Origin of the sequence: Rhodococcus sp. H-CA8f (assembly GCF_002501585.1) — a bacterium.
Classification (GTDB): domain Bacteria; phylum Actinomycetota; class Actinomycetes; order Mycobacteriales; family Mycobacteriaceae; genus Rhodococcus_F; species Rhodococcus_F erythropolis.
Genome location: NZ_CP023720.1, coordinates 3,382,567 through 3,403,636, shown reverse-complemented (window position 1 = coordinate 3,403,636; position 21,070 = coordinate 3,382,567). Strand labels below are relative to the sequence as shown.

The 21,070-nt window shown below is 63.3% G+C and carries 16 protein-coding genes; 7 read left to right on the top strand and 9 right to left on the bottom strand.

Features of this window, described 5'->3' with window-relative positions; all coding sequences use genetic code 11:
• Positions 1 to 31: 31 nt before the first annotated feature.
• A complete protein-coding gene (locus CPI83_RS15770) occupies positions 32 to 694 on the bottom strand; it encodes a TrkA family potassium uptake protein (protein WP_003942632.1) in 663 nt (220 codons plus the stop codon).
• Between the two features lie 86 nt (positions 695 to 780).
• A complete protein-coding gene (locus tag CPI83_RS15765) occupies positions 781 to 1,446 on the bottom strand; it encodes a TrkA family potassium uptake protein (protein ID WP_019748254.1) in 666 nt (221 codons plus the stop codon).
• 171 nt (positions 1,447 to 1,617) lie between these two features.
• On the opposite strand from CPI83_RS15765, the gene CPI83_RS15760 reads away from it, so the two are divergent.
• The 4 genes from CPI83_RS15760 (at position 1,618) to CPI83_RS15745 (ending at position 7,224) form a co-directional block, all read left to right on the top strand.
• Entirely contained in the window at positions 1,618 to 3,612 is a 1,995-nt protein-coding gene (locus CPI83_RS15760) for an APC family permease (RefSeq protein ID WP_097387408.1), read from the top strand.
• 48 nt (positions 3,613 to 3,660) lie between these two features.
• Positions 3,661 to 4,929, top strand: coding sequence for a TRAM domain-containing protein (locus tag CPI83_RS15755; protein WP_097387407.1), 1,269 nt, complete (start codon positions 3,661 to 3,663; stop codon positions 4,927 to 4,929).
• A 154-nt stretch (positions 4,930 to 5,083) separates the two neighbouring features.
• Entirely contained in the window at positions 5,084 to 5,572 is a 489-nt protein-coding gene (locus tag CPI83_RS15750) for a MarR family winged helix-turn-helix transcriptional regulator (protein ID WP_003942624.1), read from the top strand.
• Positions 5,573 to 5,577: 5 nt separating this feature from the next.
• Positions 5,578 to 7,224 (top strand): MDR family MFS transporter, encoded by a 1,647-nt coding sequence (locus CPI83_RS15745; RefSeq protein WP_019748256.1) that lies wholly within the window; start codon positions 5,578 to 5,580, stop codon positions 7,222 to 7,224.
• 50 nt (positions 7,225 to 7,274) lie between these two features.
• Here the strand turns inward: CPI83_RS15745 and CPI83_RS15740 are convergent, their stop codons facing one another.
• A complete protein-coding gene (locus CPI83_RS15740; RefSeq protein WP_097387406.1) occupies positions 7,275 to 7,940 on the bottom strand; it encodes an SIMPL domain-containing protein in 666 nt (221 codons plus the stop codon).
• Between the two features lie 9 nt (positions 7,941 to 7,949).
• A complete protein-coding gene (gene glsA / locus CPI83_RS15735) occupies positions 7,950 to 9,776 on the bottom strand; it encodes a glutaminase A (RefSeq protein WP_019748258.1) in 1,827 nt (608 codons plus the stop codon).
• Positions 9,777 to 10,028: 252 nt separating this feature from the next.
• Between glsA and dxs the strand changes: the two genes are divergently transcribed.
• A complete protein-coding gene (gene dxs, locus CPI83_RS15730) occupies positions 10,029 to 11,975 on the top strand; it encodes a 1-deoxy-D-xylulose-5-phosphate synthase (protein WP_097387405.1) in 1,947 nt (648 codons plus the stop codon).
• A gap of 88 nt (positions 11,976 to 12,063) precedes the next feature.
• On the opposite strand, the gene CPI83_RS15725 is transcribed toward dxs, so the two are convergent.
• The 3 genes from CPI83_RS15725 to CPI83_RS15715 form a co-directional block, all read right to left on the bottom strand.
• A complete protein-coding gene (locus CPI83_RS15725; protein ID WP_020907569.1) occupies positions 12,064 to 13,506 on the bottom strand; it encodes a sugar porter family MFS transporter in 1,443 nt (480 codons plus the stop codon).
• Between the two features lie 213 nt (positions 13,507 to 13,719).
• The gene (locus CPI83_RS15720) at positions 13,720 to 14,190 is read right to left on the bottom strand and encodes an SRPBCC family protein (RefSeq protein ID WP_020907570.1); all 471 of its coding nucleotides are present in this window, start codon (positions 14,188 to 14,190) and stop codon (positions 13,720 to 13,722) included.
• Positions 14,191 to 14,229: 39 nt separating this feature from the next.
• The gene (locus CPI83_RS15715; RefSeq protein WP_020907571.1) at positions 14,230 to 15,246 is read right to left on the bottom strand and encodes an iron-siderophore ABC transporter substrate-binding protein; all 1,017 of its coding nucleotides are present in this window, start codon (positions 15,244 to 15,246) and stop codon (positions 14,230 to 14,232) included.
• 124 nt (positions 15,247 to 15,370) lie between these two features.
• Between CPI83_RS15715 and CPI83_RS15710 the strand changes: the two genes are divergently transcribed.
• Positions 15,371 to 15,922 carry a TetR/AcrR family transcriptional regulator gene (locus tag CPI83_RS15710; protein ID WP_029255269.1) on the top strand — a complete coding sequence of 184 codons (552 nt, stop codon included), beginning with the start codon at positions 15,371 to 15,373 and terminating at the stop codon, positions 15,920 to 15,922.
• 102 nt (positions 15,923 to 16,024) lie between these two features.
• A complete protein-coding gene (locus CPI83_RS15705; RefSeq protein WP_097387404.1) occupies positions 16,025 to 17,596 on the top strand; it encodes a GMC oxidoreductase in 1,572 nt (523 codons plus the stop codon).
• Positions 17,597 to 17,662: 66 nt separating this feature from the next.
• Here CPI83_RS15705 and CPI83_RS15700 read toward each other — a convergent pair whose 3' ends face one another.
• The gene (locus tag CPI83_RS15700) at positions 17,663 to 19,768 is read right to left on the bottom strand and encodes a 3-hydroxyacyl-CoA dehydrogenase NAD-binding domain-containing protein (RefSeq protein ID WP_007732875.1); all 2,106 of its coding nucleotides are present in this window, start codon (positions 19,766 to 19,768) and stop codon (positions 17,663 to 17,665) included.
• Complete coding sequence (locus tag CPI83_RS15695) at positions 19,769 to 20,989, bottom strand: thiolase family protein (RefSeq protein WP_003942598.1); 1,221 nt, start codon at positions 20,987 to 20,989, stop codon at positions 19,769 to 19,771.
• Positions 20,990 to 21,070 lie beyond the last annotated feature (81 nt).

Sequence of the window (21,070 nt, the reverse complement as noted above, 5' to 3'; positions counted from 1 at the left end):
GATTCCCTTTCGTCGTCAGTGTGTTCGTCGGTCAATTCTCCAGGCGGAGTGCAACGCGCAACTGATCCTCGGCGTCGACGGCCGCGACGAACAGGAGTTCGTCTCCACCTTCGATGGGATCGTCCATCTGCGGGACGATCACACGCCCACCCCGCAGAATGGTGACCAGTGCGCAGTCCCGCGGAAGTTCGAGCTTCTTGACGGCTTTTCCGGCAAGAGGTGTGTTGTCGGGCAACGTGATCTCGACGAGATTGGCCTGCCCCTGCCGCAGTGTCATCAGTTTGACCAGGTCACCGACGGAGACGGCTTCTTCGACGAGCGAAGCGAGCATCCGCGGTGTCGAGACGGCGACGTCGACGCCCCACGACTCGTCGAAGAGCCATTCGTTGCGGGGATCATTGACGCGGGCGACAACTCGGCGAACGCCGAACTCGGTTTTCGCGAGCAGACTGAGGACCAGGTTGGCCTTGTCGTCTCCGGTTGCGGCGATCACGACCTCGTAGGACTCCATCGACGCGTCCTCGAGGCGGCTGAGTTCGCACGCGTCCGCGTGTACCCACTTCGCCTCGGGCACCGACTCCGGTTCGATGTGATCGAGTTTGCGCTCGATCAGCATGACGTCGTGTGAGCTTCGAATCAGCTCTCGCGCAATGGAGCGGCCTACGGCGCCGGCTCCGGCGATGGCGACCTTCATCGAGAACTTCCAATCACGTTGTAGTGCAACACAGTCGCAGGCTTGTTGTGAGGGGCGGCGTTCGGATCAGTCATCTGCGGCCTCCGTCAGTCGTCACTCGGCGGCGGGTTGCCGGCCAGTGCGATCGCTTCGGCGACAGTTCCCGATACCGCGGCGATGTAGACCTGGTCGTCGGCCTGGATGACGGTCTTGCGATCGGGGAGCACGCCGGTTCCGAATCGGATGATGAAGGCGACTCTCGAACTGGTCGCGCTCTCGAGTAGTGCGATCGGCTTGCCGGCCCAATCCTCGTGCAGGGCAAGTTCGGTAATCGCAACAGTGCCCGAAGGATCGCGCCACTTCGCGGTCTGACTTTCCTTGGTCAGCGTGTGAAGGAAGCGATCCGTCGACCACGGCACGGTCGCGACGGTGGGGATGCCGAGGCGCTCGTAAACAGCGGCACGCTTGGCGTCGTAAATACGCGCGACGACGCGTTCGACGCCGAAAGTCTCGCGTGCGACTCGCGCCGCGATGATGTTGGAGTTGTCTCCCGAGGACACCGCAGCGAAGGCGTCGGCCCGCTCGATGCCCGCCCGGACCAGCACGTCACGGTCGAACCCCATTCCCAGAACCTTGGTTCCCGGGAAGTCGAGATCGAGACGCAGAAACGCACTCTGATCGCGGTCGATGACGGCGACCTCATGTCCGATCCTGGTCAGAGACGCGGCGAGGGAAGAACCCACTCGACCGCACCCCATGATGACGACATACACGCCCTACTCCGTTCATGGACCCTCATGGCGCGATTGCACGCCGAATCGAACGGTACAGCCCCTCACGGGAAGAGCAAGTACAACGGTCGCCTGCGTGCCGGGTGTCACGACAAAAGGTGAAGTTGGGGCTCTGATGACTCCGAATCGGGCGAGACGGCTTACGCTTTGCACGTGTCTAAGCTCTCGACCGCTACCAAGCGGCTCCTGCTCGGTCGGCCGTTCCGAAGCGACAAACTCGGGCACACGCTGCTACCCAAGCGAATTGCACTACCGGTCTTCGCGTCCGACGCGATGTCGTCCGTCGCGTATGCCCCCGAAGAAATCTTCCTGGTTCTCTCCGTCGCGGGTATTTCCGCGTATGCGTACACGCCCTGGATCGGATTGTCCGTCGCCATCGTCATGGCTGTGGTGGTGGCGAGCTACCGCCAGAACGTCCATGCATACCCGTCCGGTGGCGGCGACTACGAGGTTGCAACGGTCAACCTCGGCCCGACCGCCGGTCTGACCGTCGGTAGTGCGCTGATGGTCGACTACGTGCTGACGGTCGCCGTGTCGATCTCGTCGGCGGCGTCGAACATCGGCTCGGCTCTGCCGTTCGTCGCGCAGCACAAGGTGTTGTTCGCGGTTGCGGCGATCGTGTTGCTGACCGCGGTCAACCTTCGCGGTATCCGTGAATCCGGTACCGCGTTCGCAATTCCGACCTACGCATTCATCGTCGGCATGTTCCTGATGCTCGGGTGGGGGTTCTTCCGGATCTACGTCCTCGGCGAGGACGTGCACGCGGAATCGTCGTCGTTCACGCTCAACGCCGAGGATTCGCATCTGTACGGAATTGCCTTCGCGTTCCTGATCGCGCGCGCCTTCTCCTCGGGCTGTGCTGCATTGACCGGCGTCGAGGCCATCAGTAACGGCGTACCGGCGTTCCAGAAGCCGAAATCGCGCAACGCGGCCACGACCTTGCTGCTGCTCGGATCGATCGCCATCGTCCTGTTGATGGGCATCATCATCCTGGCTCAGAAGATCGGCATCGTCTACGCACACAATCCGCAGGAACAGCTGGTCGGTGCGCCGGAGGGTTACCACCAGAAGACCTTGATCGCGCAGATCGCCGAAGCCGTGTTCAGTGGTTTCCCGATCGGATTCTTCTTCATGGCGATCGTCACGGCACTGATCTTGGTTCTGGCCGCGAACACCGCGTTCAACGGATTCCCGGTACTCGGATCGATCCTGGCGCAGGACCGGTACCTACCGCGTCAGCTGCACACGCGCGGCGACCGACTGGCATTCAGCAACGGAATCCTCTTCCTCTCCGGTGCTGCGATCGCATTCGTCGTGGTGTTCGGCGCCGAGGTCACCAAGCTCATCCAGCTGTACATCGTCGGCGTCTTCGTCTCGTTCGTGCTCAGCCAGACGGGCATGATCAAGCACTGGACTCGGCATCTGAAGTCCGAGACCGACAAGGCACAGCGGGCCCGGATGCAGCGCTCGCGAGTGATCAATTCGATCGGTCTCGCAATGACCGCCACCGTCCTGATCATCGTTCTGATCACCAAGTTCGCTGCCGGCGCCTGGATCGCCATCGTCGCGATGGTCGCGATCTTCATCGTGATGAAGATGATCCGCAAGCACTACGACAGCGTCGCAGCCGAGCTCGAGGAGCAGGAGTGGGACGGCGTACTTCCCAGCCGCACGCACTCGATCGTGCTCGTCTCGAAGTTGCACATGCCGACGATGCGAGCTCTCGCCTACGCGCGAGCCACGCGACTGGACACCCTCGAAGCCATCACGGTCAACGTCGACGAGCCCGACACCCGTGCACTCGTGCGTGAGTGGGAGAAGAGCGACGTGACGGTTCCGCTCAAGGTGATCGAGTCGCCGTACCGCGAAATCACCAAGCCGGTTCTCGATTACGTCAAGCGTGTACGACGCGATGCTCCGCGTGATGTCGTCACCGTCTTCATTCCCGAGTACGTCGTCGGACACTGGTGGGAGCAGATCCTGCACAATCAGAGCGCGCTTCGTCTGAAGAGTCGTCTGCTCTTCCAGCCCGGCGTGATGGTGACCAGCGTTCCGTGGCAGCTGAGTTCGTCGGCAAAGGCAAAGCCGCTGGACATCGAGAAGACCGCAGGCGCCACGCGTCGCGGTTACGACACCGGCGAGAAATGATTACCGGCGAAAAATGATCGGCAACATCGAAATGGCAGGCGTAGTTCGTTGAGTGAGAATTGGACCGGGCAGACCTTCGAGGTCGATCTGGGCAACCCCGGTCACGGCGGGTTCGTCGTCGCCCGGCACGAGGGACGGGTCGTGTTCGTCCGTCACGGTTTGCCGGGGGAGCGGGCGCTGGTCCGGGTGACGGAGGACAAGGGCGGATCGTTCTGCCGCGCCGACGCGATCACAGTTCTCGACGCATCTCCGCATCGCATCGATCCGACATGCCCGATCTCCGGCCCGGGCGGGGCGGGCTGCTGCGACTACTCGCATGCGGATCTGAGTGTCCAACGTGAGATGAAGACCTCGGTCGTGCGTGAGCAGCTTCTGCGACTCGCTCGTGTCGAATCGGACGTCGCGGTAGAGGAACTACCTGGAACCGGAGACGGAACGGGTTGGCGCACGCGAGTCCGGTTGGCGGTGGACGGGCACGGGGTCGCGGGATACCACGCGTACCGGAGCAACCGGATCGTCACGGACTTGCGCTGCACCCAGATCGATCAGAGCGCGTACGACGGTCTCGGCGGTGCGCAATGGGTGCCAGGGAGCGAGCTGCAGGTCGTTCTCGACGCTGCCGGTCAGCGGCACGTCGTGGAAATTGCCGCACCCGCGGTGTCCAAGACAGGACGGCGGACGCCGGGGCGTCGCGGCGCGATGGCACGCCGAGCGGCGAGCGGCGGCCCGCGAAAGACCCGAGTGGCCATCGGATCGGACACAGTGATCGAGCGCGTCGGCAATCGAGAATGGGCGCTGGCCGCGACCGGTTTCTGGCAGGCCCATCGCGGCGCTGCGAACGCGTACTCACAGGTGGTCGGGGAGTGGGCCGGAGCCGCTACCGCGGACACGGCGTGGGATCTCTACGGCGGAGTCGGGGTTTTCGCATCCGTGCTCGCCGACCTTGTCGGGCCGTCCGGCGTGGTGGAGTCAGTCGAATCTTCGGCGCGCGCAGTCGCGGACGGGCGGGCAGCTCTTTCCGATCTCGGTCAGGTGCGCTTCCACAGCGCCCGCGTCGAGAACGTCATCGCGGATCTGGAGCGTTCGCCTGCCGTCGTCGTGCTCGACCCGCCACGTGCGGGAGCCGGCCGTCCGGTCGTGGAAGCTCTCGCCGCAACGGGCGCTGAACGGATCGTGCACATCGGGTGCGACCCGGCGTCGTTCGGCCGCGATATCGGTCTCTACCTGGAGCAGGGCTTCAGAATCGGCGGCCTCCGGGCGTTCGACGCCTTCCCTCAGACTCACCACATGGAGTGCATCGCGCTCCTCGAACGCTGACGCGTCCCGAAGTCTTTCCCTGAAACGGTGTGACGCTTCTCGCGTTCAGAACAGTTGCTTGCATTACGCAACTAATCGTATAGTTTCGTTCTGCAAGTAGTTTTCCGTTTTCAAGTCACGGCTCGTTCGGGCCGCTCGAATTCAGGGGTAGGCAATGTCGGTACAGCCGGAGACGGCCCAGGCGCTCGTCGACACGATCTTCATGTTCGGCAGATCGCTGCGAGCCGCGGTCACCACCGGTGCAGACAGCCTGCTGCCGCCTGCGCTGGTCAGTGTGTTGTTCATGCTGGCAGCGCGTGGGGAGTGCCGACAGAACGAATTGGCCGTCGATCTATGTGTCAGTCAGTCGTCGCTCAGCCGACAAATGTCGGATCTGGTCGACGCGGGGTATGTCGAGAGAAATCCCGATCCGGCTGACAAGCGGGCGTTCCGCATCCGAGTATCGGAAGAGGGACACGACGTTTTACGGAGAACCACGCAGCGGCGTGCGGCGCGTTTGCGCAACATGCTCGAAGACTGGAGCCAGGAAGAGGCCATGGCCGCAGTGACATCGCTGCAACGTCTCAACGAGACGTTCGGCGCATCGAATCGGCAGGCCTCACCGGCAGTTCCGCACACGGGCGTAGAAAGTATTGGGAGATAAGGCACATGGCAGCAACAGTAGGAGAAACCCGGGCAAGTACCGGAGGTGACGGATCGGCTCGCGAAGCGGGCGCGATGACTCACCGCGAAATTCTCGAAGCACTCACCGGACTCATCGCAGCGCTGTTCACCGCGCTGCTCAGCAGCACCATCGTTTCGACAGCGCTTCCCACGATCATCGGTGAACTGCACGGAACTCAGACGCAGTACGCCTGGATCATCACCACGGCACTGCTCGCCACCGCGGCATCGACGCCGATCTGGGGCAAACTGGCCGACCTTTACAACAAGAAGGTCCTGGTCCAGACCGCGATCGTCATCTTCGTGATCGGCTCGGTCATCGCCGGCGCGGCGCACAATGTTCCGTTGCTGCTCGGTGCACGTGTCATCCAGGGCATCGGCATGGGCGGCCTGACCGCTCTCGTCGTAGCCATCATCGGCACGATCATCCCGCCGCGAGATCGCGGTCGCTACTCCGGATACATGGGTGCGGCAATGGCCGTCTCGATGTCCGGTGGGCCGATCCTCGGCGGCGTCCTCGTGGACACTGCCGGCTGGCGCTGGTGCTTCTACGTGTGTGTTCCGTTGGCAGTCATCGCACTGTTCCTGCTTCAGCGCACACTGCACGTCGAGACAGTGAAGAAGGACAACGTCTCCATCGACTGGATGGGCGCCACCTTGCTCACCGCCGGTGTCAGCGTCCTGCTGATCTGGGTTTCGTTTGCCGGTCAGGACGACTACTACGCCTGGTTCTCGAAGGAGTCGGCCTTCTTCGTCATCGGTGGTCTGGCCCTGCTCGGCCTGACGATGTTCGTCGAATCCAAGGTCAAGGATCCGATCCTGCCGATCAAGATCATCACCGAGCGCACAACTGCTCTCGCGATCATCGCCTCGATCGCAGTCGGTGTCGGCCTCTTCGGCGCGACGACCTTCCTGACGCAGTACTTCCAGACCGCACGCGGATTCGATCCCACCGAAGCCGGATTGCTCACCATTCCGATGGTCGCAGGCATGCTCGTCGCCTCCGTCGGCTCGGGACAGCTGATCACCAAGTTCGGTCAGTGGAAGCCCTTCATCGTCGCCGGCGCGGTACTGCTGCTGGTCGGTTTCGGGCTGCTGTCGACGATCGACCACGCCACCAGCCTCTGGACCATCGGAATCTTCATCGCCATCGTCGGTCTGGGTACCGGCATGTTGATGCAGAACATCGTGCTCGCGGTGCAGAACACGGTCAGCGTCGAGAACATCGGTGCGGCCAGCAGTATCGTGGCGTTCTTCCGCACGTTCGGCGGCGCGATCGGCGTGTCGGTGCTCGGTTCGATTCTTGCGACTCGCGTCAAGACACTGACAGTCGATTCGGTCTCCACCTTGCCGCCCGAGCAGCAGGCAGTAGCTGGAAAGAGCCTCCAGGACGGCCTCGACCTGAGCAATATGCCTGACTTCGTCTCGCAGATCGTTCGGTTCGCCTACGGCGACGCAACAGGACGGATCTTCCTGGTCGCAGCCGTCGTCGCTGTGGTCACGCTCGTGTCGGTCATCTTCATCCCGAACCGTCCGCTGCGCACCACGATCGACATCGCGACTCCTGACGCCGAGCAGAAGTACGAAGAAGAGCGCGAAGAGAAGAACGAAGAAAAGAACCTCACTCGCTGATCCGCATGCCCGGCTGGTCTACCGCCGGCCGCGTCTTCTGAACAGTTCTGTCACGCCATAGCCCATCGAACGCGGACAGAGATCGATTCTTCGATCTCTCCGCGTTCGACGGCTATCGGGGCCGAATCCGCTTTCATCGCCGCGACACGTCCGCGCATCGGCACGATCTGGTCGAAGTCCTCGAGCACCTCGAGAACTTCGACCAGATCTTTGTCTGCCAGGTCTGCGAACTGTCTGGCTTTCGATTCGGCTGCCGTCCATGCCAATTCGCGTGCTTTTGTCGCCAGATCGCTGCGGTCGTCGAGGTCGAACTCGAGCCCGTCGAGCCGAATCGCGTCGCCGCCCACCGATACACACGCCGCGATGACGGCGGCGGGGGAGTTCGCCGCTTCCGGCTCCAGCTCTCGCAGTACGACTCGGAAAGTTGTCGATGCGGTGAATCCTGTTGTCTCCTGGCGGCCTCCGTCACTCCAGTGAGTCTGCGGATGGACGCTCAGCCCGGCGGTGGTGAGGTCCGCTCCGCGCACACCGCGCGCGTGCAGGGTCTCGGTCAGAGCAGTGGACAGACGCGCGACGGCGTCGAATGCGTCGGAAACGGCCGTCTGCGTCGCCGAAACTCCGATCGTCAGCCGCACGATGTCGGGAACAGCTGTTGCAGTGGCAGTTCCGGTCACCGTGACAGTGGACGGCCCCGAGGTGAGGGCGGTGGTCGGCATGTGTACTTCCTATCCGATTCGTCCGGCGGATATGACACTCCGCAACATCAGGTCCAATTGCTCGTAGGCTCCCGCAGCCAGTCGTTCGAGCAGCGCAAGTTTCAACTCGGGTGCCTGCGCGGTCAGTTCTGCATATCGCTCCGGAGTCAGCACGGCCACGGTGACCGTGGAATCGGCGCGGATGTCGTTGAGGAACGGAGTGTCGAGGAACATCGTCATCTCGCCGAACGTCATTCCGGCGGAGAGCGTCGTGATGCGGTGCTCGACCCCGTGCGCGTCGGTGAACATGGTGCTGACCTGGCCACTGAGAATCAGGTAGAAGCCAGACGCCGATTCACCTCGGCGGGCGATCTTCTCGCCGCGGGCATAGGTACGAGTCTCCAACTCTGCCGAGAATCCCTCGATCTGTGCCGCTGACAGAGCATCGAGAACTGGGTGGTCCTCGATCGAGATCGTCGACGCCTGCCGTTCGGCCTCACAATGCACCGCAAGCAACGTGTCTTCGCACCACTGCATGGCGGAATCGAGATCCGCAAAAACCCGACCACTTCTTCTGGCGGGGTCGATGCTCGAACTTCGTTGTCCCAGCAGTCCTTGCGGATCGACGACGGCCACCGCACAAGCCTGCTCGGCCAGTTGAACCTGCAGCGCAGTGATCATGCGTACTGCGACGTCGCTGGCGTCGTCGACACGGCGGACGTCGATGACGACAACTTCGAGGCCCTCGTCCACCGAGCCGATTTCGCGGACCGCCGATTCGGCACCGGTGAAGAGGAGATCGCCGTGCAGTTCGTAGACCCGGCTGCGCTTGCCGACGTCGTCGAGCACAGCCTGTTCGGTCGGGGTGCGTCGTACTCGCGACGGTGCTTCGATGACGCTGTATCTGGCCCGGATCGACGAGCGTGACGCCCGCGTCACGTGGAGGAAGTGCAGTTCGAGTTCCTTCGACAGTGCACGGGCAGACGCAACTCCGCGAACGCTGTTTCCGTGAACGTCGAGCCTGGGGGAGTACACCGCGATGCCGATCTGGCCGGGCAGAACCGCCAGGACTCCGCCGCCGACGCCGCTCTTGGCCGGCAATCCGACCTCTACCAGCCACTTGCCGGCGCCGTCGTACATTCCGCACGTAGCCATGACGCTGAGGACCTGTTCGACGCCCGCGGGAGCCAGCGCGCGCTCGTGGGTGAGCGGATTGACACCGTTGTTCGCCATCGTCGCAGCCATCAGACTCAGGTCGCGGCAGGTCACGTCGATCGAGCATTGACGGAAATACAGGTCGACGGCCTCGTCGGGATTGCCGGTGATGACGTCGAAGGATCGCAGCATGTGTCCGATCGCGCGGTTGCGGTGACCGGTGCGCGCCTCGGAGGTGTAGACCGACTCGTTGAATGCCAGTTCGCGGCCCGCGTACCTCGAGTACGCCGAGCGGATGCGCTCGAAGCGGGCCTCGGGATTCGGGCCGGCGACCAGTGATGCAGCGGTGATCGCCCCGGCATTGATCATGGGGTTTCGTGGCCGTTCGGTGAGCGGGTCGAGGCTGATTTCGTTGAACGGCTCGCCGGATGGTTCGACGTCGATTTTCGCGGCAACCGCCTCGCTTCCCCGATCGGCGAGAGCCAAGGCGTAGGTGAAGGGTTTCGAGATCGACTGAATGGTGAACGGGATTCGCGAGTCGCCGATCTCGTAGACGTAACCGTCGACGGTGGCGATGCAGATTCCGAACGAATCGGGGGCGACCGCCGCGAGTTCGGGGATGTAGTCGGCCAACTCGCCCTCGTCGAGTGATCGGACTTCGTCGAACACTCGCGTTATCAGGTCTTCGACCACAGTTCCCATATGTCGACCTTAAGCCGACATGGCGGTCGTTTTGTGGAACAAGAGTTGTCGAGTCGATTGCGACGGATCCCATTTGTCTGTGATTGCGATCACGAGCGATCCGTGGGATTTCGCTGTTACGCGAAGTCACACCGGATTCGGGCCGAGTCCGCGTGTCGGTTCGCCGGAACGCTCCGTAGACTGGCAGCACTGTCGCGAAGACAGCCGCGGCGCGCACCGGTGCAGCTGTGAAGCACGGAGGGAGCGATCTCGTTGGGTGTTCTTGCCCGCATTCAGGGTCCTGACGATCTACGTCAGTTGAGCCACGCCGAGATGACGGAGTTGGCCGACGAGATTCGTGAGTTCCTCGTGCTGAAGGTCGCTGCGACCGGTGGTCACCTCGGGCCCAACTTGGGCGTCGTGGAGTTGACCCTCGCACTGCACCGAATTTTCGACTCGCCGCAGGACGCGATCATCTTCGACACGGGCCATCAGGCCTATGTGCACAAGATCCTCACCGGTCGTCAGGATCAGTTCGACACTCTGCGTAAGCAGGGCGGACTGTCCGGGTATCCGTGCCGCGCCGAGAGCGAACACGACTGGGTCGAGTCCTCTCACGCTTCCGCCGCGTTGTCCTATGCCGACGGCCTCGCGAAGGCCTTCGCGCTCACGGGCCAGAATCGCCACGTTGTCGCCGTCGTCGGTGACGGCGCCCTGACCGGCGGAATGTGTTGGGAAGCCCTCAACAACATCGCAGCCGGAAAAGACCGTTCGGTGGTGATCGTCGTCAACGACAACGGTCGCTCGTACGCGCCGACCATCGGCGGCCTCGCCGACCATCTTTCGGCACTGCGCACCGCGCCGAGTTACGAGCGCGCCCTCGACAGTGGCCGACGCTTGGTCAAGAGACTGCCCTGGGTGGGGCGCACCGCGTACTCCGTCCTGCACGGAATGAAGGCGGGTCTCAAGGACGCGGTCAGCCCTCAGGTCATGTTCACCGATCTGGGTATCAAGTACCTCGGACCGGTCGACGGACACGACGAAGCCGCCATGGAATCGGCGTTGCGCCGGGCGAAGGCCTACGGCGGACCGGTCATCGTGCATGCCGTCACTCGTAAGGGCAACGGTTACGCACACGCCGAGAACGACGTGGCCGACCAGATGCATGCCACCGGCGTCATCGATCCCGTCACCGGTCGCGGCACCAAGTCGTCCGCGCCGGACTGGACGTCGGTCTTCTCGGCCGCATTGATCGAGCAGGCTTCGCGTCGTGAGGACATTGTCGCCATCACCGCGGCGATGGCCGGGCCCACCGGCCTCGCGGCCTTCGGTGAGAAGTTCCCCGATCGGATTTTCGACGTCGGTATCGCCGAGCAGCATGCGATGACCTCGGCCGCCGGTCTTGCACTTGGCGGCCTTCACCCCGTCGTTGCTATCTACTCGACCTTCCTCAATCGGGCTTTCGACCAGTTGTTGATGGACGTCGCACTGCTCAAACAACCGGTGACAGTCGTGCTCGACCGCGCCGGGGTCACCGGAGTCGACGGCGCCAGCCACAACGGCGTCTGGGATCTTTCGCTGCTCGGAATCATCCCGGGGATTCGCGTCGCGGCACCGCGTGATGCAGACACACTGCGGGAAGAGTTGGACGAGGCGCTTCTCGTCGACGACGGTCCAACGGTCGTACGGTTCCCGAAGGGTGCTGTACCCGAAGCGATTCCGGCAGTGAAGCGACTCGACGGAATGGTCGACGTTCTCAAAGCCAGCGAGGGTGAGCGCGGCGACGTGCTCCTCGTCGCGGTGGGCCCGTTTGCATCATTGGCACTCGAGATTGCCGAGCGGCTCGACAAGCAGGGCATCTCGGTTGCCGTCGTTGATCCGCGTTGGGTTCTGCCGGTCGCGGATTCGCTGGTGAAGATGGCGGACAAGTACGCCCTCGTGGTCACCATCGAAGACGGCGGTCTGCACGGCGGCATCGGTTCGACGGTCTCGGCCGCGATGCGTGCCGCCGGAGTGCACACGTCGTGCCGCGACATGGGCGTTCCTCAGCAGTTCCTCGATCACGCCAGCCGCGAAGCCATCCACAAGGAACTCGGACTCACGGCTCAGGACCTCTCCCGCAAGATCACCGGCTGGGTGGCGGGGATGGGCAGCGTCGGCGTCCACGTCCAGGAAGACGCGTCGTCGGCTTCGGCTCAGGGCGAAGTCGCGCAAGGTTGACGGCTCGTCTCACGATAATCTCGAAAAGCGGTGGCCCTCGGATCAATCCGAGGGCCACCGCTTTTCGGTGTGAAACCGTGAGATCTCGCTACTGGACGGATTCGAGTGTGCTGCCTCGCGTTTCCTTCACGAATCGCAGGACGACGAACAGTGACAACGCTGCCATGACGGCGTAGCCGGCGTAGGTGTACGACAGATTCCAATCGGCCAGTGCCGGGAACGTCCAGGAGACCAGGAAGTTCGCGACCCAGTTGGTGGCGGTCGCAATTCCTACTGCTGCAGCACGCACGCGATTGGGGAACATTTCGGAGATCAACACCCAGACCACCGGGCCCCAGGACAGAGCGAAGAAGAACACGAATGCGTTCGCACCGATAAGTGCGATAGTCGCGTTGGCTCCGGTCAGCGTGGCCACAGATTCGCCGATCTCGTTCTTGGTCACTGTTGCCGAATGGAAACAGAACGCCGCGGTGCCCAGTGAGATGGCCATACCGGCGGAACCGACCAACAACAGCGGCTTTCGACCGACCCGGTCGATGACGGCGATGGCGACAAACGTACCGACGATGTTGACCAAGGCGCTCACGACGCTGATCAGAAGGGAGCGGTCGGCACCGAATCCCACTGCCTGCCAGAGGGTGCTGGAATAGTAGAAGATCACGTTGATGCCGACCAGCTGCTGCAGTGCGGCGAGTGCGATGCCGACCCACACCAGGTGGGAGACGCCGAGCCGCTTCGAGAAGAGTTGGCGGACCGTGGTTTTGGCTTGCTTCTCGCTGAGCGAGTCGCGGATCTCGTTCATCCGCTCGGTGACGGCGTCGTGATCGCCGCCTTCCAGGTCGGAGATGATCTTGCGAGCGCGATCGTCCTTGCCCTGCGCTACGAGGAATCGCGGCGACTCGGGAATCGTGGTCGTCATGATCAGATACAGAACTGCGGGAACGGCTTCGAGCATCAACATCCACTGCCAGGCCTCGAGGCCCGCGATCTGATTGCGATCACCGCCGGCCGCGGCCTGGAGTGCGTAGTTGACCAACTGCGACACAGCGATTCCGAGAACGATCGCCAATTGGTACATCGAACCGAGACGGCCGCGAATCGCAGCGGGAGAGATCTCCGCGATGTACGCCGGAGCGATGACCGATGCGAAACCGACGGCCAGGCCGCCGACCACGCGCCAGAACGTGAGGTCGTAGACGCTGAACGGAACTGCGGAACCGACGGCGCCGATTATGAACAACACCGCGGCTATTTGCATGACGCGGATGCGGCCGAGGCGATCTGCGAGTGTGCCTGCGATCCAGGCGCCGAGTGCTGCGCCGAGCAGAGTCAGTGAGACCGTGAGCCCGGTGCCCGAGGCGCCGATGTCGTACTTGTCTCGGATCGCACCGACTGCCCCGTTGATGACAGCGGTGTCGTATCCGAACAGAAAACCGCCGAGCGCGGCGGCGCCGGCGAAGAGCACTGCATGTCCGACGTCGGCGCGAGTAGCGCCGGATCCACCGCCGGAGGCGGTTCCGCTGAATGCCATTCCTGCCCCCTCAAAGGCCCTACGGTCGACACCCCGATGCGTCGATCCATCCGCGAGCACTCTGCACGCTACGCCCACCGGACGAGATTTGGCGGGGACTCACGCGCCGTTATCCAGCTGAGTCCATTCGCAGGTCGAAACAACCGGACGCAGAGGCAAGGTATTGATTGCAGTGATTATGCAAACAATAATGTCGGTGCAGGTGAGGGTGGTTTACTTACCCGCGAGACTCTCGGCTTTGGCTGCGATGTCCTCGAGATCCTTCGCCATGAATTTCCGGGTCACTCGCGCGCCCAATCGACCGAATACCGCTGTGAAGATCTTCGAGATACGTGAAGTGGATTCGGATTCCCCGGAGAAGTACATCTCGAGGATCGTGCCTGCGGCGTCAGGCTTCAGAGTGAACCCACTCGTGTAGTTCATGCCGTGGGAGTTGGCTTTGACGACCGTGCGGGTGGGAGCGTCGACTTCGGCCACCCACATGTCCTCGCTTGCTTCCTTGCCCATCATCTTCCGAGTCTCACGCCACTTGGTGCCGACGGCGTAGCCCTCTCCGGCGAGCCGTTCGATACTTGTCACACCGGAGAGGGTGTCAGCAGCGTTGTCGAGGTCCGTGAGGACCTGCCACACGGTGTCCACCGGTGCGTTGACGTGCCTGGTTACGGAGATCGAAAGTTCAGCCATGCGGTGAGCATAAAGACCGTGGCCGACACTGCAACTTTTCTAGGCGGTCGTGCGCTTTGCGGCTTCACTCAACGTCGGTGTGATCTGGCCGAGGACCCAAGGCGTGCTCAGGACGTTGACGTTGCTCAGTCCGCCGATGACGCGGGTGTCGCTGAGGAATGCGGTGGATCCGCGTTTGACCGCGTCGAGTCCACCGACTGCGGGTATGCCGGACGGATCACCGGAGCCGTCGGTGAAGCCGACGATCACGTCGGCGTCGATGTCGGCGATGTTCTCGTAGGAGATCGTCTTGAAGAACGATCCACCTGCATTGTCCGCGGCGAGCTTCTCGACGCCCGGCGCGTTGACGAATCCGAGTTCCGTCAGCACCTGGACCCGCGGGTCGGTGGGCAGATAGACGTTGATGTTGCTCGAATCGGTATCGAAGTTGACCACTGCCAATGTCTTTCCGGCGAACTCCGGGTGGGCTGCGGCGGTATCGGCGAGAGTCGCGTCGAGGCCGTCGACGAGCTTCTCGGCCTCTTCGCTCTTGCCGACTGCCTTGCCGACGATGCGGGTCTGGTCCTGCCAGGACGTCTGCCACGCTGCGCCGGGATAAGCGGCCGTCGGTGCGATCTTGCTCAGTTGGTTGTAGACGGATTCCTCGAAGCCCTCGTACGGCGCCAGGATGACGTCGGGGGTCAACGACGCGATGGACTCGATCGGCGGTTCTCCGCTGGCCGGCATGTCGAAGAGCGTTGTCTTGTCCGCGTCGAAGTAGTCCTGGGCCCAGGGCATGACGCCGTTGTCGTCCGCACCGTAGGTGTACTTGGGCTGTCCGACCGGAGTCAGATCGAGTGCGTACAGGATGTCCTGCGCGTTCCATCCGAGGGTGACGAGGCGCTCGGGCTTCGAGTCGATGGTCGTGGTGCCGAAGGTGTTCTCGATGCTGACGGGGAATCCGTCCGTACCTTGGGATGTCGTGGATGTGCCTGAATCCGAGGAGCACGAGACAAGTGCGGTGACCGCGATTGCAGCCGCACCGAGGGCAGTGAAGCCCCGAACAGATGTTTTCATGAAGGGCAGCCTAACCTACTGAATTTCGGCAGCCAAACGAAACCGATTGTGCCGTTTATGCAGGTGGGAGTCGGATCTGGACCGCGTTTCTCAGGGCGCCGTTTCGGTGGGCGATACTTTCCTCGTGCGATCACAGCAGAAGATTCTCGGCGCCGCCCTCGGACTGATCGAAGGTGGCGGATTCGAGGCTGTGAACATTGCCGCAGTTGCCACCGCGGCCGGTGTCTCGCGCCAGACGGTGTACTCGATTTTCGGTACACGTGAAGAGGTCGTCTCCCAGGCGATGGGCGGTCTCGCTGTCGAGGTTCTCGGGGAGATCACGGCACAGGTGGAGTCGGTCGACACGGCGTGCGACTATGTCGTCGAATTCATCGTTGCCGCGCGAACTGCCGTGCGTGCTCACCCGGTGCTCGCGACTCTGCTCCTCGCCGAGCGGGGAAACCCTGTCTTCGATCTCGAAATGATGAGTCGAGCAATACCTTTCGCTGGTCAGATGCTCGCCCCTATGGTCGAACGTGGCCTCGCCACGGAGGCGGAGTTGGATGAGATAGTGGAAATTGCCGTGCGACTGGGGCTTTCGGTTGTTGCCTTCGACAGTGACCTCGTCCATTCCGATGACTCCTTGCGGGCCTTTCTCTCGAGGTGGCTCGGGCCCGCAATCCGGTCGACCTCGTAGTTCCTCGCCTGCTCCGCCAAAACCTTGACACTCGAGCGTTAGAGTGTCTAGTTTTGGCGTGCCCGGAATTCTCTGGCGACATTCTTCGAGGGAGCACCAGTCATGTCCGGAGTGAAACGTAGATCGTTCTTGGCCGGTACGGCCGCCGTGGGAGTCGCGATGATGGCGCCACGCACTGCCAAGGCTGCAACAGGGATTCCGCTGACACGTGAAGTGCACCGTGTCGTGGTTATCGGTTCGGGGTTCGGCGGAGGGGTGACGGCACTTCGCTTGGCCGAGGCCGGGGTTCCGGTCACCCTGCTGGAGAGAGGGATTCGGTGGCAGACCGGGCCGAATGCCGAAACTTTTCCGCATCCCGCCAGTCCGGACAAGCGTATCCTCTGGCATCAGTCCAACCCGACTCTGTTCGGCAGGCCGGCGATCTTCGAGCCATACGCGGGTTTGTTGGAGACGGTGACCGGTGAGAACATGACCGCGATCTGCGCAGCCGGGGTGGGCGGCGGATCGCTTGTGTACCAAGGGATGACGCTGCAACCGGAAGAAGCGGTCTTCAACACGCACTTTCCGGAGGAGCTCGATTACGCACGAATGGACCGCGTCCATTACCCGCGGGTGGCGCGGATGTTGCAAGTGGAAACTGCACCCGACGAACTGATTTCCAGCCCGAACTACGAGGCGGCACGTGTATTCGCGCGTAACGCAACGCGTTCCGGTCTACCCGTGTCGAAGATTCCGATGCCGATCGACTGGAACTACGCGTTGGCCGAACTGCGGGGTGAGATGAAGCCGTCGTACACCAACGGTGACGGCGCGCTCGGTGTCAACAACGGGGGCAAGCATTCGGTGGATGTCACCTACATTGCGGCAGCGGAAGCGACCGGATTGGTGAATGTGGAGACTCTGCACCAGGTCACCGATGTCGAGCGGGCGGCCGACGGACGGTGGCGTGTGTACGTGGACCGGACCGACATTTCCGGCAAGATTCTCGAGAACAAGATTTTGACGACGGATGCGCTCGTGATGGCTGCCGGCAGCATGAACACCACCAAACTCCTGGTCCGCGCCGCAGCAACGGGGCGGATCACGGATTTGCCCGACGAACTCGGCGCGGGATGGGGGACCAATGCCGACCGGATCTACATCTGGTCGGATCTCGCGGAGAATTTCGGTGCGACACAGGGCGGGCCGGTCGTCTACGGCAGCCGGAACTGGGGCGACCCGCATAACGCGTTCACCGTCATTCAGGCGTCGTTCCCGCCGGTGGCGTTCGACGCTCACAGCACGGTGATGGTCGGATTCGGGGTCAGCAGCGACCGAGGTCGGTTCGTGTACGACTCAGCGCGAGGCGAGGCGGTGCTCCGTTGGCCGAGGGATGGCGACTCTGCGATCCAGCAAGGCCACATCGGACCTGCGGCCCAGCGGATCGCGGCAGGAGGACTGCTCACCGACACCAACGCGTTACTGCCGTCCACCTGGCATCCCCTTGGCGGTGCCTGCATGAACTCGGTGTGCGATCTTGATGGTCGGGTTCTGGGCCAGCGGGGGTTGTACGTGCTCGACGGCGCTCTGTTGCCGGGAAACTCCGCTGCGTGCAATCCGTCGATGACTATCGCCGCCGTCGCGGAGCGTGCGCTCGAGAACATCGTGAAAGACGATGTGGGAACCCTATTCTGAACCTGCGCAAACGCCACGGACGGCGTACCCGAAGGCACGCCGTCCGTGACGGGTCGATCGACTGACTCAGACGCTGGCAACACCAGGCGCGAGGAAGCGCTTGCCGTTGACAGCCTCGGAGGTACCGGTCCGGTCCAGGTACGGCGTGATGCCGCCGTTCCAGAATCCGAACCCGCCGCCGAGCAGCAGGCAGAGGTCGATGTCCTCGGCTGCCGCTACGACGCCCTCGTCGAGCATGATCTGAATTTCCTCGGCAAACGCACGACGTGTGCGCTCGAGGACCTCTTCCGAAGTGGACACCTTGTCACCCTGCGGCCACAGTGCGGCGACCTCGGGATCGACGGCCTGACCGTTCTCGCCCCAGGTCCACACGCCGGGCTTGCGAGCCTCGACGAGTGCTTCGAGTCCAGGTGAGCTCTTGAACCGGTCCGGGTACGACTCCTGCAGGGTCTCACCGGTGTGCAGAGCCACTGCGGGTCCGACGAGGGCCAGCAAGGTGAACGGCGACATGGGCATGCCGAGTTCGGCGATGGCGTTGTCCGCGACGTCGAAGGGGGTGCCTTCGTCGACGGCGGACATGACCTCACCCAAGGTGCGGGTGACGAGGCGGTTGAAGACGAAGCCTGCCTTGTCGCCGCAGAGGACGGCGGACTTCTTCAGCGACTTCGCGGTGGCGAAAGCCGTTGCGAGAGTGGCATCGTCGGTCTTGCTGCCCTTGATGATCTCGAGGAGAGGAAGAACGGCAACCGGGTTGAAGAAGTGGAAGCCGACCACACGCTCGGGATGCTCGAGGCCGGACGCCATCTCCGTGATGGAGAGCGAGGAGGTGTTGGTGGCGAGGATGGTTTCGGGAGCGATGAACTGCTCGAGTTCCGCGAAGACCTTCTTCTTGACGTCCATGTTCTCGAAGACGGCTTCGATGACGAAGTCGGTCTTGGCGAACGCGGCCTTGTCGAGGGAACCGGAGACGAGCGCCTTGAGACGGTTCGCAGCGTCGGGGGACAGGCGCCCCTTGCCCTGGAGCTTCTCGATCTCGGTGTGGACGTAGCCGACACCCTTGTCGATGCGCTCCTGGTCGATGTCGGTCAGGATGACCGGCACCTTGAGCTGGCGGACGAAGAGCAGCGCGAGCTGGCTGGCCATGAGACCGGCACCGACGATGCCGACGCCGCTGACCTTGCGGGCGAGCGAGCGGTCGGGTGCTCCGGCGGGGCGCTTGGCGCGCTTGTTCACCAGATCGAAGGCGTACAGACCTGCACGGAGTTCGTCGGTCAGGAGGAGATCGGCAAGAGCCTCGTCCTCGGCCGCGAAGCCCTTGTCGAGCGAAGCGGCATCGGTGATGTCGGTACTGCGAGCCAGTTCGAGCAGCTCGACGGCCTTGACGGCGCCGGGAGCGTTGCCCTTGGTCTTGCCGTCGACGATCGCCTTCGCACGAGCGATCGCGTCGTCCCAGCCCTGGCCACGGTCGATCTCGGGGCGAGCGGGGGTCACTGTGCCGGCGAGGACCTGCGACGCCCAGGCGAGGGACTGCTCGATGAAGTCGGCGGAATCGAGAACGACGTCGACGACGCCGAGTTCGAGTGCCTTCTTGGGGGAGAGCACCTTGTTCTGGTTCAGCGAGTTCTCGATCACCACGGTGACGGCGTTCGACGGGCCGACGAGGTTGGGGAGCAACTGCGTTCCGCCCCAACCGGGGACCAGACCGAGGAATGCTTCCGGAAGACCCAGTGCGCCCGCATTGGCGGCAACCGTGCGGTAGTGGCTGTGCAGGCCGACTTCGAGGCCGCCGCCCAGAGCGACACCGTTGATGAAGGCGAACGTGGGAACGGACGACTCACGCAGGCGTCGGAACACCTTGTGACCCAAGCGGCCCAGCTCGAGTCCCTGCTCGCGAGAGGTGATCGCGGGAACACCCTTGAGGTCCGCGCCGGCGGCGAAGATGAACGGCTTGCCGGTGACGGCGATGGCAACCGGGTTGGCTGCGAAGGCTTCGTCGAGGGCGGCGTCGAATGCTGCGAGTCCGCCGGGACCGAAGGACGACGGCTTGGTGTGGTCGAAGCCGTTGTCGAGGGTGATCAGTGCAAACGGGCCCTCGATGCCGGGGACCGAGATGATCTTCGTGTAGGCGTTCGTCACGACCTCGTCGGCGAATGCTGTTGCAATATCAGACATTTAGTTAACCCCTGCCTGGTAGTCAGCGTGGTTCGGGTTCTCCCAGATGACGGTGCCGCCCATGCCGAGTCCGATGCACATGGTGGTCAAGCCGTAGCGCACGTCGGGACGCGTCGCGAACTGGCGGGAGAGCTGCGTCATCAGGCGAACGCCCGAGGAAGCGAGGGGGTGGCCACACGCGATGGCGCCGCCCCACTGGTTGACGCGCGGGTCGTCGTCGGCGATTCCGTAGTGCTCGAGGAACGCGAGGACCTGAACGGCGAACGCCTCGTTGATCTCGAAGAGTCCGATGTCCTCGATCTTCAGGCCGGTGCGTGCCAGGAGCTTCTCGGTGGCGGGAACCGGGCCGATACCCATGACGGCGGGGTCGACGCCCTGGTAGGCGAAGCCCACCATGCGCATGCCGACCGGCAGGCCGAGCTCGGCTGCGGTGTCCTCACCGGCGAGCAGTGCTGCGGTGGCACCGTCGTTGAGTCCGGCGGCGTTACCGGCGGTGATGCGTCCGGCCGGGCGGAACGGCGTCTTGAGCTTCGCGAGATCTTCGACGGTGGTTCCGGGGCGCGGCGGCTCGTCTTCGGTGGCCAGACCCCAGCCCGCGGAACTGCGGGTGGCGACGGGGACCAAAGTGTCGGCGATGAAGCCGGCCTTCTTGGCAGCGTCGTACTTGTTCTGGCTGTTGACGGCGTAGGCGTCCGTGCGGTCCTTGGTGATGGTCGGGAACCGGTCGTGCAGGTTCTCGGCGGTGTTACCCATCACGAGGGCGCTCGGGTCGACCAGGCGGTCGGCGAGGAAGCGCGGGTTGGGGTCTGCGCCCTCACCCATCGGGTGGTGGCCCATGTGCTCGACGCCACCGGCGATCACGACGTCGTACTGGCCGAAGCCGATGCCCGACGCGGTGGTGGTGACGGCGGTCATCGCGCCGGCGCACATGCGGTCGATGGCGAATCCGGGAACGGTTTCGGGGAGACCGGCGAGGATCGCAGCGGTGCGGCCGATGGTCAGGCCCTGGTCACCGGTCTGCGTGGTGGCTGCGACAGCCACTTCGTCGATCCGTGCGGGATCGAGTTGCGGGTTACGGCGAAGCAGCTCACGAATCGCCTTGACGACGAGATCGTCTGCGCGCGTGTCGGCGTACATGCCTTTCGGGCCGGCCTTGCCGAACGGGGTGCGAATGCCGTCGACGAAGACGACGTTGCGTTGGTTGTTTGTGGATGGAGCCACGCGAATTCCTCCTGATGGAGCTGCCCACCACTCCGAAGTGCGGTGAGACGTTGGTTCGGCGATCACGGCCAGGCGTCCGGC

What these genes read in the sequence shown, in the direction of transcription:
- CPI83_RS15770 (WP_003942632.1), bottom strand. Translation starts at nt 694, where the DNA reads ATGAAGGTCGCCATCGCCGGAGCCGGCGCCGTAGGCCGCTCCATTGCG.
- CPI83_RS15750 (WP_003942624.1), top strand. Translation starts at nt 5,084, where the DNA reads ATGTCGGTACAGCCGGAGACGGCCCAGGCGCTCGTCGACACGATCTTC.
- CPI83_RS15745 (WP_019748256.1), top strand. Translation starts at nt 5,578, where the DNA reads ATGGCAGCAACAGTAGGAGAAACCCGGGCAAGTACCGGAGGTGACGGA.
- CPI83_RS15740 (WP_097387406.1), bottom strand. Translation starts at nt 7,940, where the DNA reads ATGCCGACCACCGCCCTCACCTCGGGGCCGTCCACTGTCACGGTGACC.
- glsA (WP_019748258.1), bottom strand. Translation starts at nt 9,776, where the DNA reads ATGGGAACTGTGGTCGAAGACCTGATAACGCGAGTGTTCGACGAAGTC.
- CPI83_RS15725 (WP_020907569.1), bottom strand. Translation starts at nt 13,506, where the DNA reads ATGGCATTCAGCGGAACCGCCTCCGGCGGTGGATCCGGCGCTACTCGC.
- CPI83_RS15720 (WP_020907570.1), bottom strand. Translation starts at nt 14,190, where the DNA reads ATGGCTGAACTTTCGATCTCCGTAACCAGGCACGTCAACGCACCGGTG.
- CPI83_RS15715 (WP_020907571.1), bottom strand. Translation starts at nt 15,246, where the DNA reads ATGAAAACATCTGTTCGGGGCTTCACTGCCCTCGGTGCGGCTGCAATC.
- CPI83_RS15705 (WP_097387404.1), top strand. Translation starts at nt 16,025, where the DNA reads ATGTCCGGAGTGAAACGTAGATCGTTCTTGGCCGGTACGGCCGCCGTG.
- CPI83_RS15700 (WP_007732875.1), bottom strand. Translation starts at nt 19,768, where the DNA reads ATGTCTGATATTGCAACAGCATTCGCCGACGAGGTCGTGACGAACGCC.